This is a genomic window from Plantibacter sp. MPB07, from assembly GCF_046619465.1.
Lineage (GTDB): Bacteria > Actinomycetota > Actinomycetes > Actinomycetales > Microbacteriaceae > Plantibacter > Plantibacter auratus.
The window spans coordinates 3291252-3306684 of record NZ_CP177043.1 but is presented as its reverse complement, the minus strand read 5'-3'; the positions used below and the strand labels follow the sequence as shown (position 1 = coordinate 3306684).

The window sequence follows — 15433 nt, the reverse complement described above, 5'->3', positions numbered from 1 at the left end:
GCCTGCCCACGCTCCGAGCGCGGCGGGTGTGCGAGGGTGGAGCATGCTCTCCCCGCAGTCCCTCAGTGAAGCCGACCGCCGTCTCGTCGCCTCGTGGGCCGCCGATTGCGCCGAGCGGGTACTGCCGCTGTTCGAAGCGGAGGCCCCGGACGACGATCGTCCACGTGACGCGATCGCCCGCGCGCGGGCATACGCGAGTGGCGAACTCGACACCGCCGGTGAGATCCGCCGCCGCTTCGTCGCCAACCGGGCCTCGCAGGTGGTGTCCTCACCCGCAGCCAAAGCCGCCGCGTGGTCGGCCGGGCAAGCAGCAGGTGTCGCGCACATGGGCGCTCACGCGCTCGGCGCCGCCGCCTACGCGGCGAAGGCCGCCGAGCTGCATCAGGCCGGAGCCGGCACGGCCGAGATCGCCTGGCAGCTCGAGCACCTGAGCGACCCGGCCCGCACGGCACTGCGCCTCCTGCCGGCGCTCGGCACCGATCCGTCAGGGCCGCTCGGTTCCGGACTGCTGGCCTCGGGGGTGCTCGGCGACAACATCCGTGCGATCCAGAACGGCTTGCGCCGACGTCCCCGCCGCCCGGACGTCACGACACTCGAGCTGGTTGGCGGCCCCGAGCCGGTCCGGGTCGAGCTGCACGACGCCGACCCGGAGTGGCCCGAACGGTACCGGGAGCACCGGCAGCGCATCCTGGACGCGCTCGAGACCAGCACCGTCGCGATCGAGCACATCGGCTCGACCTCGGTGCCCGGACTCGCGGCGAAGCCGATCGTCGACATCGTGGTCGCTGTGGAGGACATCACGGCGGAGGAGGACTACCTCGACCCCCTGCTGGCCGCCGGCTACGTGCTGCGCGTCCGTGAACCCCGCCATCGGATGGTCCGGACCCCGGAGCGCGACGTCCACGTGCACCTCTACGAGCAGGGCGCACCGGAGATCGACGAGTACCTCCTCCTCCGCGACCATCTGCGTTCCGACGCCGACGACCGCGCGTTGTACGAGCGCACCAAGCGGGAGCTGCTCGGGAGGTCCTGGGACGACATGAACGACTACGCCGATGCGAAGACCGAGGTCATCCTCGCGATCAAGGCGCGGGCGCGTGCAGCCCTGAGACGCTGAGACGCCCGAATCTGCACGGATTCGGCTCGGTTTCGGACGATTCCGGGCGACTCAAGGACGGGCGCTCGCACGCACCGGCGGGATGACGACCCCGGTCAGGACCGCCGCAGTCTTGACGCCGACGCAGAGGCTGATGAAGACCGTCAGCGCCGCCGTGACCGCTGAGCCCTCGAGCGTCGCGAGGGAGACCAGGCCAACGGTGCCCGGCACGAGCATGAGCAGGGCCGGCTGGAACGTGACGTTGGACGGCACCGCCGCCGAGTACCGCTCGACGATGCGAGCGACGACGAACACGAGTCCGGCGGTGAGCCCCGTCGCGACCGCGTTCCCCACGAGCGGGGCGAACAGGACGATGCCCGCATAGGTCAGCGCCATCACGCAGATGGTCAGCAGCGTCAGGGAGCGGCCCGAGCCGAACGCGATCCCGATCCCGGCCGCGAGCATCACGACGCCGATCCACGTGAACCACAGCGGCGGGACCGACTCCCAGCCGACGAGGTCCGAGCTCCCGCGGTCCACCTGACCGACGAGCGCCGTCGAGTCGGGGTCGATCGACAGGCCGGTGAGCAGCGCCCCGGCCGAGATCCCGGCCGCCATGAAGGCGAGCACGATGAGCCCGTACATCAGGCGTGCCGAGCCCGTCACGATGTCCGTCGCCGTCAATTCCAGCAGGGCGTTGGTGATGAGCGCGCCGGGCACGAGGATCGCGATCGGCGCGCAGACGGCGAACAGCGGCACGGGACCGAGATCCATCGCTGATGCGAGCGTCCCGACGAGCGTCGTCGAGACGAACGCCGTCACGAATGGGGCGATCGCGACCGCTCCCCGCCACCGCGCCAGCAGGGTGATGACGAGGCCGACGAAAGCACCGACGAGCATGGATGCGACGATCGCCCACCATGGGCAGCGGAACAGCAGTGCGAGCCCACCCGCGAGCAGCAGGTTCCCGACCACCCAGTGCATCGACGCGTGCGGGCGCGGCGTCTCCCGGATCGACTGGATGCGGGCCGGCAGGTCACCGACCGGCCAGTGTCCGAGCTCGAGTTCGCGCATGAGCCGGTTCGCCCGCGCCGCGCCGCGGAACGACAGCTCGCCGTGCGTGTTGCCGGCCGCGAGCACCGCGCCGGTGCGCACGTCGTTCACGATGATGAGCTGCGGCAGCACCGAGAAGGCGAGGCCTTCGTCGCCCGATGCGACCGTGGCGCGCTCCAGGGAGTCGCGGACGTCGGTGACGGAGGTGCCGGCGTCGAGGAGCAGGCAGCCGAGCGCGCTGTAGGCGTGCGCAGCGGTTCTGCGGTGCTCATCGGTCGCGGCGTCGTCACTCATCCCGCCAACGGTACGCGAGATTCCGGGGGCGCCTGCGGCCGCCGCGGGCCTCAGCGGCGGTTGCGGAGCCCGACGGCTCCGGCCACACCGAAGTACAGGCCGGCGAGGATCGGGACGATGACGATCCACCAGAAATGGAAGCCGTACTCGCCGTGGGCGTTCGCGACGGCGACCGGGATGAGCGCCACCCCGAGTACGACAGCCACGATGCCGATGCCGAGCGCGAGTCGGGGTCTTCCCGGAGTGAACGAGGCCATGGGGACACGCTAACCCCGCGGAGCCCGCGGGCCTCGGGGGATATCCCCTACACTCGCGCGGCGCAAGCGCTTGTCCGGCCGCCGACACGCTGGCATCGTCGCTGTCACGTCGCGCGCGCGGCGTGGAGCGCCGAGGAGGCAGCATGGCAGACGTACGAGTGGGCGACCGCGTGTCGTGGGGCACCTCGCAGGGGCGGACGCAGGGGAAGGTCGTCGAGCGGAAGACCGCGGACTTCCAGTTCGACGGCCAGCACTTCACGGCGTCGACGGACGAGCCCGCGTTCATCGTGGAGTCCGAGAAGACCGGCGCGAAGGCCGCACACAAGGGCTCCGCGCTGCGCGTCCTGAAGTCCTGAGGCTCTCCCCCTGGCGGCCCGATGCACAGACACCCGGACGTCCACGACGGACCCCGGCTAGGCGTAGCGTTGGCGCATGACCGTCGTGATCGCCTTCCTGGCCAACGTCATCGTCGCCATCGCCAAGTCCATCGTCGCCGCGCTCACCGGGTCGGCGTCGATGCTGGCCGAGGCCGCCCACTCGTGGGCCGACGCGGGGAACGAGATCTTCCTCCTCATCGCCGACAAACGGGCCGACAAGCAACGCGACGCCGCGCATCCGCTCGGCTACGGCCGTGACGCCTACATCTTCTCGCTGTTCGCCGCCTTCGGGATCTTCACCGTCGGTGCGGTCGTCTCGATTCAGCACGGCATCCAGAGCCTCACCGCACCGGAGGCGATGGAGGACTACGCCCTCAGCTACCTCGTGCTCGGCGTCGCCTTCCTCCTCGAGGGGTTCTCCTTCACCCAGTCGATCCTCGAGGGTCGGCGCACGGCGAAGAAGTACGGCCGCGGCTTCTTCGACTACATCGTGAACGGCTCCAACACGACGCTCCGCTCGGTGTTCTTCGAGGACTCCGCAGCACTGCTCGGCCTCATCATCGCCGGGGCCGGCATCGGCCTCCACCAGGTGACCGGCGACCCGGTGTGGGATGCGATCGGCTCGATCGCGATCGGCGTCCTGCTCGGCGGGGTCGCGCTGCTGCTCATCAACCGCAACCGGCGCTATCTCCTCGGAGCCTCGCCGAGCCCCGCCTACCGTGCGCAGACCATCACCGCGCTCCTGTCGCACCCGGAGATCGAGCGGGTCACGGCGCTGTACCTCGAGTTCAGCGGGCCGGAACGTCTCTTCCTCGTCGCGTCGGTCGACCTCGTCGGCGACGACCGCGAGAACGACGTCGCGCGTCAGCTGCGCCGACTCGAGGGCGACCTCGAGCAGGACGACCTCATCGGCAAGGCCGTGCTCACGCTCTCGGTGAGCGACGAGCCGTCGATCACCGTCTGAGCGCGGCGCCCAGCCGAGGATTCAGGCGCCGAACAGCCGCTTCGACGCGATCGCAGCGCCCTCGACGAGCGCACCGAGCTTCGCCCACGCGACATCGGTCGCGACGAACTCATAGCTTGCGAACGTGGAGAGCCCGCAGTCGGTGCCGGCGATGACGCGCGTCGGATCGCCGACCGCTTCGGCGACCTCGACGATGCGGTTCGCGATGACCTGCGGGTGCTCCAGATAGTTGGTGGTCACGTCGACGACCCCCGGGATGAGAAGCGCGCCCTCGGGGAGCGGGTGCTCGCGGAACGCCGGCGCCTCGTGCTGGTGCCGCGGGTTGCCGAGCGGGATGCTGAACGCGCCCACCCGCGCCCGGTAGAGGTGCGGGAGGAGTACGTCGACCGGGACGTCGTCCTGGTGCGGCCCCTGCCAGTTGCCCCAGCAGACGTGGAGCCGGACCTGCTCACGGGGGATGTCCCGGATGGCGAGGTTGAGGGCGTCGACGTGCAGGTCCACAGCCGCGAGGAACTCCTCGAGCGTCGCGTCACCAAACTGGATGGCCCGCTCCATGGCGAGGTCCGGGGCGTCGAGCTGCAGGACGTGACCCCGGGCGACGATCGCCTCGTACTCGATCCGCAGTTGCTCGGCGAGCGCGAACACATAGGCGCGGTCGTCGCCGTAGAAGGAATTCGCGGCGTCGAGCAGGAGCGTCGTCGACACGATCCCGGGCGTCGCCGCGGAGAAGAAGGTGCCGGCGGGTGTGCGTCCCTGGCCGGCCTGCACGGCGAGCTCCCGTTCGAAGCCGTCGAGATCGGCGGTGATGCCGGACAGCGTGGGGTCGTACACGAGCTGCCCCTGGGCCATCGGCGGATCCCACACCCGTGCGACGTCTGCCCCCTCGACGATCTGCTTCGCCTGGAACGCCGCGTAGTCCGGGAATCGCACGGAGTCGAGCGTCGGCTTGCGGTGTCCTGCACCCCCGAATCCCTCGATGCGTTCCAGCACATAGGTGGAGAAGCCAACGCGCGGGACCTCGCCGTCGTTGATGAGATCGAGACCGGTGGCGAGCTGCGCGGCGACCGTCGAGGCCACCGCGTCCGCCGTGACCTCCTCCAGCTCGGCGACGTCGAACGTCCGCCGCTGGTCGCGGGCCACGAGCAACCGGGTCAACTCGGGCGTGCGCGGCAGGCTCCCGGCGTGCGTGGTCAGGATGCGGTCGGTCATGCGTGGGCTCCTCGGTGCGTGGCGCGGGTGGATGTGGACGGCACGCTCACGCCATGCAGGGAGCCCACTCCTGATTGGAGAGTTCCCGCTGCTCGTTCTCGGTCTGGAGGAGCCAACCGGTCTTCGTCGCGCCTCGGTACTGCCCGCTCACGAGGTCGGCGCACCAGGAGCGACCGTCGAAGGCCCACCGGACGAAACTCGCCTCGCTCCCCTTGCGCAGGAGCGGGCGTTCGCGTTCTACCTGACTCATGTGTTCCATCTCGACCGTGGCTGACATATCTTCCAACCGTATCGAGGAACGTCGTCGGTGAACAGACTGCTTGCGTTTCGCGGCCGGTTGCCCGAAAATACCCGGTCGCGCCCGGAAGCGGCGTCCTTCTGCACGCTCGGAGATCGGGTGCGGCGGTCGTTCAACCCACGAACGCGCGGAGCGCCTCGTCGCTGAGCACCCGGTCGGCGAACACGAGGCGCACGGCATCGGGATCCGGGTTGCCCGCGTCGGGGCCACGCCAGACGACCTCCAACCCCGCGCGTTCGGCAGCCCGTCGTGAACCATCGTTGTGCTCCAGGAGGAACGCCACCACGGGCAGGTCCGGTGCCGACGCCGTTGCCGCGGCTCGCGCGGCCGCGATGAGCTCCTGCGCGTATCCGCGCCCCCAGGCCGCGGGCGCCAGGCGGTAGTAGAGGTTCCAGGCGACCCCGCCACGCAGGCTCGGGCCGCCGATGCCGACCAACGCACCCGTCGCGGTGTCACGCGCCACCCACACGTCGAGACCGTTCGCCTCCCAGCCGGCCTGGTACCGCTCGATCAGGTCACGGGTCTCGGCGAGCGCCGTGTGTCGGGCGGACGGCAGGTGCGTCCAGACCGCGGGGTCGGCATGGAGCTCGTGGAGCTCCGGCAGATCCCGATCGGTGGGGCGGGTGAGCGTCAGTCGTTCCGTCAGGGTCGGCGGAGTGGCGTCGGTCATGCCCTCCATTCTGCTCTGGTCGGCGGCTGGCCCAACTCGATACCCTGTGCCCATGGCTGCGAAGAACGAACCGATCTCGGCACGCGCGTGCGCGATCCTCAGCATCGCCATCGCCGCGTTCTCGATCTTCATCGTCGCGTCGACGGCGAGAGACGGCGGGTCATGGACGTTCTCGGTGCTCGCCTGCTTCGTGCCGCTGCTGTTCGCGGCCCAGGGCATCAGGATGAGTCGCCAACCCGGCGCTCCCTGGCCCACCTTCAGCCTCATCGGGTCGATCGTCGGCGCAGCACTCGGACTCGTGTCCTTCGGTGCCTTCGCCTGGTTGCTCGTGCGGTCCTGAGCGCAGCGACGGAGCGTGGTGTCGCCGCGTAGAGTCATCCCCAGCACCGACGGAGGAGGGCCATGCGACTGCACGTCGAGGAACGCGGGCACGGCCCGGTCCGGATCGCCCTCATCCACGGATTCCTGGCCGACGGAGCCGCCTGGACCGACGTCGTCGCAGCGGCCGACCCGGAGCGGTACACGTTCCTGCTCGTCGACCTCCGCGGTCACGGCTCCAGCCCGCGAGCCGATCGGCCCCGGGGCGAGCAGTACGACATCACCTCGCTCGCGGCCGACCTCGTCGAGACGTTGCCGACCGGCCTCGACGCGATCGTCGGCCACTCCCTCGGCGGGCGGCTCCTCATCGACATCGTGGGGCCGCTCCGCCCGGCGCACGCGATCTACCTCGATCCCGGGTTCGGCCTGAAACTGCCGGGCCGAGGCCTCGGCGCACGACTGTTCTGGAGCATCCCAGGGCTGCCGCGGCTCCTTGCCTGGTTCTACGACCGCACGGACCCAGCGACGGGTCCCGCGAACGTCGCGCTCGCCGAGGCCGCCCATGCCGCGTGGGACCGCTCGATGATCGCGGAGGTGCTGCAGGACGTCGCAGCGAACCCGGTGACGCCGTCGGCGCCGATCGTCCCCTCGACGCTGGTGCTGTCGGACGACGCGAAGCTCGTCGTTCCGCGAGCGGACGTCGAGCAGTACGACCGGCTCGGCTGGACCATCACGCGGTTCCCGGGCATCCGCCACGATATGGCGGCACTCGACGGCGCACGGACCTTCGAGGCGATCCAGGCGTCGCTCTGAGGGCCAGCAGACCGGAGCGCCTGTGCAGAGTGCTGATATCGCGCGCACATTCCTGCATCATGCACATTCTGCTGCGGACGGGCCGTCAGTAACGTTGCCGCCACCCGCACCGCTCCCTCCCCCACTTCTGGAGACCAGCATGGCTCGCATGGCACACGCAGACGACTTCGCCCTGTCCCGCGTCCGTCCCGACGCACAGAAGCCCTGGTTCGGCATCGCCGTCCAGCGCTTCGGACAGGTGTCGGCCCTGTCCCAGTTCCTCCTCGGCGCCACCCTCGGCTACAGCATGACCTTCGGCGAGGCGTTCCTCGCCCTGCTCCTCGGCTCGATCATCCTCGAGGTGATCATGTGCATCGTCGGCATCATCGGCCAGAAGGAGGGCCTCAACACCGCCCTCCTCGCCCGCTGGACCGGCTTCGGCGAGATCGGCGCATCACTCGTCGGACTCGCGATCGGCATCAGCCTCATCGGTTGGTTCGGCATCCAGAGCGCGATCTCCGCCGAGTCGCTCGACGTTCTCCTCCCCGGCTTCATGCCGGTGTGGGCCTGGAGCCTCATCTTCGGCCTCGCCGTCACCGCCATCGTCGCCTACGGGTTCAAGGGCATGCAGTGGCTCGCGAACATCACCGTCCCGCTGTTCCTCATCCTCGTCGGCTGGTCGATCATCAGCGAACTCACCCAGCACGACTTCATGGAACTCGTCACCGGCCCGGCACCCGGCCCCACCATGAGCGTCTGGGCCGGCACCGGCATCGTCGCGGGCGGCCTCATCGTCGGCGCCATCATCACCGCCGACATGACCCGCTTCAACCGGTCCCGCGCCGACGTCATCAAGCAGACCGTCGTCGGCGTCTCGCTCGGTGAGTTCGTCATCGGCCTCTCCGGGGTCCTGCTCGCCCACGCCGCAGCCTCGGGCAACGTCGTCGCGATCGTCACGTCGTCGGTCGGGCTCATCGGCCTCATCATCGTCATCACCGGGACGCTCAAGATCAACGACTGGAACCTGTACTCGTCGACGCTCGGGCTGGTCAACTTCATCTCGACCGCGTTCGGCAAGAACCTCAACCGCGTGACCACCACCATCGTGCTCGGTGTGGTCGGTTCCATCCTCGCGGCGGTCGGCATCCTCGGGCAGTTCTCCGGCTTCCTCATCATCCTCGGCGTCGCCTTCCCGCCCATCGCCGGCATCATGGTCGCCGAGTACTTCATCGTGAAGCGCTGGCGCGGCGAGCTCGACGAGACCCGCGCCTCGGGCCGCCTGCCCACGACCGCGCCGCGCATCGTTCCGGCGACCATCATCATCTGGGCCGTGTCCGCGATCACCGGGTACTTCGTCACCTGGGGCATCCCAGCCGTCCTGTCGCTCATCCTCTCGATGGTGCTGTACATCGCGGCGGGCAAGCTCGGCCTGGTCCGCGGTGTCGGCGTCGCCCACACCTCGCAGATCGCCGCACCCGAGCAGGCGGATGCCACCTCCCCCGCCACGAACTGACCCGGCGCCCGGCGCACCGTTCCACCGCACACCGCTCCACCGCACCAACAGAAAGCGAACCCCTCATATGCACATCGGTATCGATGTCGGCGGCACCAACACCGACGCCGTGCTCATGGACGGCACCACCACCCTGGCGGCCGTGAAGCACGCGACCACCCCGGACGTGACCGACGGGATCGTCCAGGCGATCGGCGAGCTGCGGGCGGGTCACCACTTCGACGGCGAGCAGATCACCGCGGTGATGATCGGGACGACCCACTTCATCAACGCCCTCGTGCAGGCCAAGCGGCTGGCACCCACCGCGGCACTGCGACTCGGGCTCCCGGCGACCCGCGCACTGCCACCGCTCGTCGACTGGCCGGCGGAGCTCGTCGAGGCGATCAGCGCGCGCAGCTACCTCGCGCACGGCGGCTACGAGTTCGACGGACGCCCCATCTCGCCGATCGACCCCGATGAGCTGCGGGCACACGCCGAGGACATGCGCGCGAACGGCATCCGCTCGGTCGCGATCTCCTCCGTCTTCAGCCCCGTCAACCACGACCTCGAGGTCGAGGCGGCGCGGATCGTCGGCGAGGTCCTCGGCCCGGACGTCGCCATCTCGCTCTCGCACGAGATCGGGCGCATCGGCCTTCTGGAGCGCGAGAACGCGACGATCATCAACGCAGCCCTGCGCGAGCTCGCCTCGGAGATCGTCGACGGGCTGACCGCCGCCGTCCGGAAGCAGGGCATCGAGGCGCCCATCTTCCTCAGCCAGAACGACGGCACGCTCATGGATGAGGACTACGTGCGCCTCTACCCCGTCGCGACGTTCGCCTCCGGCCCCACCAACTCGATGCGCGGGGCGGCACTCACGAGCGGGCTCGCGACGTGCGCGGTCGTCGACATCGGCGGCACCACGGCGGACATCGGTCTGCTCATCAACGGCTTCCCCCGCGAGACGGCGAACGAGGTCAAGGTCGCCGGCATCCGTACCAACTTCCGCATGCCCGACGTCCTGTCCATCGGGATCGGCGGCGGCAGCATCGTCGACGAGGAGACCGCCGAGGTCGGCCCGGCATCCGTCGGGTACAAGCTCATGACCGAGGCCCTCGTCTTCGGCGGCAGCACCCTGACGGCGACGGACATCGCCGTGGCCGCCGGTCGCGCGTCGATCGGTGACGCCTCGAAGGTCGCCCACCTCGACCCGGTCTTCGTGGAGCGCGTCCTCGAGCGGATCGGCGAACGCATCGCCGAGGCCGTCGACCGCATGCGCACCTCTCCAGAGCCGATCCCCGTGGTGGCGGTCGGCGGCGGGTCGATCCTGCTCTCAGACGAACTCCCCATCTTCGGCGCCGTCCACCGGCCCGACAACTACGCCGTGGCGAATGCCATCGGTGCTTCCATCGCGCAGGTCGGGGGCGAGATCGACAAGGTCTACGCCATCGAACCCGGCCGGCGTGAGGAGGCGATCGCCGAGGTCCGTGCCGAGGCGATCGACAAGGCGATCGCGGCCGGCGCCTCCCCCGCGTCGGTCGCGATCGTCGATTTCGACGAGGTCCCGATCCCCTATCTCCCCGGGAACGCCACGCGCATCCGGGTGAAGGCCGTCGGCGACCTCGACATGGGAGGCCTCCGATGAGCTGGACCATCTCGGCCGAACTCATCCCCGGCCTCGCCCGCGGTGCGGCCGTCCTCGGGACCGGCGGCGGCGGCGACCCGTACATCGGCGCGCTCCTCGCCGCGCAGGCGCTCCGCGAGCACGGCGACGTCACCGTCGTCACCCTCGACGAGGTCCCCGACGACGCGCTCGTCCTCACCGTCGCGATGATGGGCGCCCCGACCGTCATGGTCGAGAAGCTGCCGAGCCTCACCGAGGTCGTCGCACCGGTCCACGCCCTCAGTGCCTCCCTCGGTCGCCCGGTCACGCACATCGCGTGCGCCGAGGTCGGCGGGGTGAACTCGACCATCCCGATCGCCGCAGCCGCAGCGCTCGGACTCCCCCTCATCGACGCCGACGGGATGGGGCGGGCCTTCCCCGAGCTGCAGATGGTGCTCCCGACCCTGTACGGGATCGACGCCTCCCCGCTCGCGTTCAGCGACGAGAAGGGCAACACCGGCGTCCTCACGACCGTCGACAACAGCTGGACCGAACGCATCGCCCGCGTCGCCTGTGTCGAGATGGGCTGCTCGGTCATGATCTCCGGCTTCCCGATGTCCGGCGCGCAGGCCCGCGAGGCGCTCGTCGCCGACTCACTGTCGCTGTGCCGCGAGATCGGCGACGGCATCGAGGCGGCCCGAGCCGAGAAGGCCGACCCTGTGGAGCGGACCGTGCAGCTGCTCGGCGGTCGCGAGCTGTTCTCCGGCAAGGTCGTCGACGTCGAGCGTGCGACCACCACCGGGTTCGCCCGCGGTCGCGCCCGGATCGACGGCGTCGACGCGAGCCTCGAGCTGTCCTTCCAGAACGAGCACCTCATGGCGGCGCTCGACGGCGCCACCCTCGTGACGACGCCCGACCTCATCATGGTGCTCGAGCACGACTCCGGCGAGCCCATCACCACCGAGGGGCTCCGCTACGGACAGCGCGTCCGCGTGATCTCGGCACCGAGCGACGACCGCTGGCACAGCCCGGCGGCGCTCGCGATGGTCGGGCCGGGATACTTCGGGTACGAGGTGCCCTCGCACCGCTTCGACGGCACGGCCGAGACGCCTGCGCCGGACGCGCCGGAGGTCGCCGCATGAGCTGGACGCTGACCGCGGACGACCTGCCCGACCTCGCTCGAGGCGCCACCCTCCTCGGGACCGGCGGCGGAGGTGACCCGTACATCGGCATGATGCTCGTGAAGCAGGTGCTCGGCGACCGCTCCATCACGATCCTCGACCCCGACGACCTGGACGACGACCTCTTCGTCATCCCCACCGCGCAGATGGGCGCTCCAACGGTCATGGTCGAGAAGATCCCGGCCGGGTTCGAACCGACACTCGCCCTGCGGACACTGGAGGAGCACCTCGGGCGCACCGCCGACGCGACCATGCCGATCGAGTGCGGTGGCATCAACTCGATGATCCCGCTCATCGTGGCCGCCGAGACCGGGCTGCCGGTCGTCGACGCCGACGGCATGGGCCGGGCCTTCCCGGAGCTCTCCATGGAGACCTTCGCGGTGTACGGCGTGCACGGTTCGCCGCTCGCCATCGCAGGCGAACGCGGCGAGCGCGTGATCATCGACACCGGCGACGACGACCGACAGATGGAGTGGTTGGCGCGCGGCATCGCGATCCGTCTCGGCGGCGTCGCGCACATCGCCGAGTACGCGATGAGCGGGGCGGACGTGCGTCGCACCGCGGTGCCGCGGACGATCTCGATGGCGCTGGCCCTCGGCCGGGCGATCCGGGTCGCGCGCGAGGAGCACCGTTCGCCGTTCGCCGCCATCGCCGACACGCTGTCCACGACGCTCTACTCGCACGTCCGGGAGCTGTTCGTCGGGAAGGTGGCTGACGTGGAGCGTCGCACCACCGAGGGCTTCGCCAAGGGCACGGCCGTCATCTGGTCGGCCGACCCGTCGAGCTCCGAACGCCTCGAGATCTCGTTCCAGAACGAGAACCTCATCGCGCGGTGGAACGGCGAGGTCGTCGCGATCGTGCCGGACCTCATCTGCATCGTCGACCACGAGACCGCCGAGCCGATCACCACGGAGGGCCTCCGCTACGGACAACGGGTCCGGGTCCTCGGGATCTCGACGCCCGCACTCATGCGCACGCCCGACGCGCTGCGCGCCTTCGGACCGACCGCGTTCGGACTGACGGAGCCATTCGTCCCGGTGGAGGGCGAGGCAGCGGCTGCGAAAGCCGCGGATGCGTTCGCAGCTGGTCAGGCGGTCCGAGCCTAGGCTGAGGGCATGCCGACCCTCCTCGAGCGCGATCGCCTCCCCGCCCTGGCGACGGGGTTCGCGATCCTGGGCTCGGGAGGTGGCGGTGCGACGACGATGCTCGAGCTGGCCCTCCGCGACGAGCGCGCCTGGCCGTTCGACCTCCACAGCGTCGACGACCTCGACCCGGAGACCCCGTGTCTCGCCGTCGGCTTCGTCGGCTCGACGATGCTGCTCAGTGAGCGCCTGCCCGGCACGGACCCGTTCGGGCGGCTGATCGGGGCCGCGGAACGCTGGCTCGGACACCGCATCCCGGCCATCTGTTCGTTGGAGGGTGGCGGGGTCAACGGGCTCACCCCCTTCGCGTTCGCCGCGGGGCGGACCATCGTCGACGCTGATCTGACCGGGCGTGCCGTCCCCTCGCTCGACCAGATGTCGATCCTCGTGGACGAGGTCCCGGGCATCGTCGTCACCTGCGACACCGGTGCCGGCGGGGTCGCCCTCGTCGAGACCGAGCGGGCCCTCGACATCGAACGCGTCGTCCGCGCGGCGATCGTGCAGGCCGGCGGCAGCGGCGGCATGGTGTTCGCTGGCTTCACCGTCGGCGACCTCCGCGCGCACGCCATCGTCGGGAACGCCGCCCGGGCACTCGAGCTGGGCGGGGCGTTCCTCGCACGGATCGACGGCCCGTTGACCGCCCTGGCCGAGTCGCTGGGTGGACGGCTCCTCGCGGAGGGACGGGTCAGCAGCATCGAGCCGGACTCCCGGGACCCGCACGTGCTCACCTTCGGGATCGACGGGAGCAGTGGCGCGCTGCACCGTCTCGTCGCCCGCTCCGAGACGCTCGCGTTCATGACCGACGGACGACTCGAAGCCGCCGCGCCGGACCTCATCGTCGTGGTCGACGCCGTCTCGCGGGACATCCTCGAGGTCACGGCGATCTCGATGGCGAGACACGTCGCCGTCATCCGGGTCGACGGTCCGGACTGGTGGTCCGGCTCCCCGGAACGACTCCGCCATGTGCTCCCGTCCGCCTACGGCCTGGACGAGCTCGACGAAGTCCGGACCGACGAGGTCCCGGCATGAGCGATCGCCTGCAGTTGGGCGCGCTCCTCGCGCACCCCGACAACGGTGGCGTGCGGCTCGTCGCCGGCCCGGCCGACGCCAACTGGGCCGGCGTGGTGGTCGAGACGAACGAGGCGGCTCTCCCCGAGGAGGGGGCCGGCCGACTCGCCGTGGTGACCGGAGCCCCACCCACGAGGCCATGGCAGCAGGACGCACTCGTCCGCCGCACCCGGGATCGCGGCTTCCTCGCCCTGGCGATTCCGGAGGCCGACGGCTTCGGCGCGGGGACGCGCGCGCTCGCCGACCGACTCGGCTTCTCGCTCCTGCACGTCGACCGACCGATGCTGCTCGCGAAGGCGTGCTGGCAGCTCGTCGAGGCCCGCGACTCCCTGACCCTCGGGTACGTCCGCAAGGTCGCGCAGTCCATCGAGTACCACGCCGAGGGACTGGCCGACCTGCTCCGCCACCTCTCGACGAGCATCGGCCACGGGATCGCCCTCATCGACAGCGAGGGCGTCCTGCTCGAGGCCGGCGGGCGGTTGCCGTCGGAGGTGCACGCGGCGATCGACTTCGGCCCCTGGGTCGACCTGACGAAGGCCGGGCAGGGCGCTGCGGCATCGGTCCGGGTCGACAGCCCGAGCCGGGAGGGCCTCCGGGTCGCGTTCTTCGGGGACGGACTCGACGACCGACAACTGAGTGCGCTCGCGGTCGCCGCCGAGGTCGCCATGCCCGCCGTCGCGGCGCGGATCCTCATCGACGAGGTCGCCGAGGTCAGTGACGCATCCGTGTCGTCCGGCGTCCTGCGGGACTTCGTGGACCTCCGAGGCCGCCCCGATCCCGACGTCGAACGCCGCATGCTCGAGCGGGGCTGGCGGACGACCGGCTACCACCTCGCGTTCCGCATCGTCGGCCGGAGCCGGGTGGACGCCCTGCAACTCCTCCGCTTCGTGACCGGCGCACTCGGGCGGATCGCCGTGGACTCCCACGCGACGACGAGCGGACGCGGGGTGAGCGGTTGGCTGACCTTCGCCGAGCCACCGGAGCCACCGCAGGTCGAGCGGTACATCGCCGCCCTCCGCGACCTGCACGTCGAGGCGCGACGCTCGTTCAACGTCGCGACGGCCGTCGGATCGCTGGCGAGCGGATCGGCGGGTCTCACCTCCTCACTCGGGGAGGCGTCCGACGCGGTGCGCATCGCCGCGAACCGGTCCACGACGGGCTGGTTCGTGCGGGTCGACGGCCTCGGCCTGGAACAGCTGCTGCTCGCCTGGACCGGCAACGACACCTTCGTCCCGGCTGCGCGGTCGCTCCTCGCACCGTTGCAGACCGGCAACGGCGAACTGCTGACGACACTGTCCGCCTACCTCGACCACGAGTCCGCGGTCGCACCGACGGCCGCCGCGCTCGGGTTGCACCGCAACACCGTCGCGACGCGGATCACCCGCGCGCAGGAGCTCCTCGGCGTCGACATGGCGGACCCGGAGGTGCGCCTCGCGCTCCACCTCGCCTGCCGCGCCGTGCGGTGAGCGTGGGTCGCTGAGCCACCCTGGTCACTGAGCTTGTCGAAGTGCCGCCCTTCGACAAGCTGAGGGACCGGAAACCGTTCGAGACACCTTCCCCGGTCACTGAGCCTGTCGAAGTGCACACGGACAACCCCGCCCTTCGACAAGCTCAGGGACCGG

Annotated in this window: 16 protein-coding genes; 11 read left to right on the top strand and 5 right to left on the bottom strand. The window is 70.5% G+C overall.

Annotated features, from left to right (window positions below):
* Window positions 1-43: 43 nt before the first annotated feature.
* Window positions 44-1117, top strand: a complete 1074-nt coding sequence (locus tag ACLIME_RS15275; protein WP_411557436.1) for a GrpB family protein — start codon at window positions 44-46, stop codon at window positions 1115-1117.
* Window positions 1118-1168: 51 nt separating this feature from the next.
* Here the strand turns inward: ACLIME_RS15275 and ACLIME_RS15270 are convergent, their stop codons facing one another.
* Together ACLIME_RS15270 and ACLIME_RS15265 are read right to left on the bottom strand one after the other, a co-directional pair.
* Complete coding sequence (locus ACLIME_RS15270; protein WP_411557435.1) at window positions 1169-2443, bottom strand: threonine/serine exporter ThrE family protein; 1275 nt, start codon at window positions 2441-2443, stop codon at window positions 1169-1171.
* A 50-nt stretch (window positions 2444-2493) separates the two neighbouring features.
* Complete coding sequence (locus ACLIME_RS15265) at window positions 2494-2700, bottom strand: hypothetical protein (RefSeq protein WP_137242746.1); 207 nt, start codon at window positions 2698-2700, stop codon at window positions 2494-2496.
* Between the two features lie 143 nt (window positions 2701-2843).
* Between ACLIME_RS15265 and ACLIME_RS15260 the strand changes: the two genes are divergently transcribed.
* Window positions 2844-3056 (top strand): DUF2945 domain-containing protein, encoded by a 213-nt coding sequence (locus ACLIME_RS15260; protein WP_314138089.1) that lies wholly within the window; start codon window positions 2844-2846, stop codon window positions 3054-3056.
* 76 nt (window positions 3057-3132) lie between these two features.
* Window positions 3133-4041, top strand: a complete 909-nt coding sequence (locus ACLIME_RS15255; RefSeq protein ID WP_079704532.1) for a cation diffusion facilitator family transporter — start codon at window positions 3133-3135, stop codon at window positions 4039-4041.
* 21 nt (window positions 4042-4062) lie between these two features.
* On the opposite strand, the gene ACLIME_RS15250 is transcribed toward ACLIME_RS15255, so the two are convergent.
* The 3 genes from ACLIME_RS15250 to ACLIME_RS15240 form a co-directional block, all read right to left on the bottom strand.
* Entirely contained in the window at window positions 4063-5250 is a 1188-nt protein-coding gene (locus tag ACLIME_RS15250) for a cobalamin-independent methionine synthase II family protein (RefSeq protein ID WP_411557434.1), read from the bottom strand.
* Between the two features lie 46 nt (window positions 5251-5296).
* The gene (locus ACLIME_RS15245) at window positions 5297-5500 is read right to left on the bottom strand and encodes a hypothetical protein (protein ID WP_124768057.1); all 204 of its coding nucleotides are present in this window, start codon (window positions 5498-5500) and stop codon (window positions 5297-5299) included.
* Window positions 5501-5660: 160 nt separating this feature from the next.
* Window positions 5661-6218, bottom strand: coding sequence for a GNAT family N-acetyltransferase (locus tag ACLIME_RS15240; protein ID WP_411557433.1), 558 nt, complete (start codon window positions 6216-6218; stop codon window positions 5661-5663).
* Between the two features lie 52 nt (window positions 6219-6270).
* On the opposite strand from ACLIME_RS15240, the gene ACLIME_RS15235 reads away from it, so the two are divergent.
* From ACLIME_RS15235 to ACLIME_RS15200, 8 genes are all read left to right on the top strand, one after another.
* On the top strand, window positions 6271-6558 hold the full coding sequence (locus ACLIME_RS15235) for a hypothetical protein (protein WP_159876848.1): 288 nt from the start codon (window positions 6271-6273) through the stop codon (window positions 6556-6558).
* A 62-nt stretch (window positions 6559-6620) separates the two neighbouring features.
* On the top strand, window positions 6621-7349 hold the full coding sequence (locus ACLIME_RS15230; protein ID WP_411557432.1) for an alpha/beta fold hydrolase: 729 nt from the start codon (window positions 6621-6623) through the stop codon (window positions 7347-7349).
* Between the two features lie 139 nt (window positions 7350-7488).
* Window positions 7489-8841 carry a purine-cytosine permease family protein gene (locus tag ACLIME_RS15225; RefSeq protein WP_411557431.1) on the top strand — a complete coding sequence of 451 codons (1353 nt, stop codon included), beginning with the start codon at window positions 7489-7491 and terminating at the stop codon, window positions 8839-8841.
* Between the two features lie 67 nt (window positions 8842-8908).
* Window positions 8909-10462 (top strand): hydantoinase/oxoprolinase N-terminal domain-containing protein, encoded by a 1554-nt coding sequence (locus tag ACLIME_RS15220; RefSeq protein WP_411557430.1) that lies wholly within the window; start codon window positions 8909-8911, stop codon window positions 10460-10462.
* On the top strand, window positions 10459-11562 hold the full coding sequence (locus ACLIME_RS15215) for a DUF917 domain-containing protein (RefSeq protein WP_411557429.1): 1104 nt from the start codon (window positions 10459-10461) through the stop codon (window positions 11560-11562). Before ACLIME_RS15220 ends, ACLIME_RS15215 begins: the two co-directional genes overlap by 4 nt.
* Entirely contained in the window at window positions 11559-12707 is a 1149-nt protein-coding gene (locus ACLIME_RS15210) for a DUF917 domain-containing protein (RefSeq protein ID WP_411557428.1), read from the top strand. Before ACLIME_RS15215 ends, ACLIME_RS15210 begins: the two co-directional genes overlap by 4 nt.
* Before the next feature lie 9 nt (window positions 12708-12716).
* The gene (locus ACLIME_RS15205; protein WP_124768041.1) at window positions 12717-13772 is read left to right on the top strand and encodes a DUF917 domain-containing protein; all 1056 of its coding nucleotides are present in this window, start codon (window positions 12717-12719) and stop codon (window positions 13770-13772) included.
* Complete coding sequence (locus ACLIME_RS15200) at window positions 13769-15277, top strand: PucR family transcriptional regulator (protein ID WP_159876834.1); 1509 nt, start codon at window positions 13769-13771, stop codon at window positions 15275-15277. The genes ACLIME_RS15205 and ACLIME_RS15200 overlap by 4 nt, the downstream gene beginning before the upstream one ends.
* The last annotated feature ends 156 nt before the right edge of the window (window positions 15278-15433 follow it).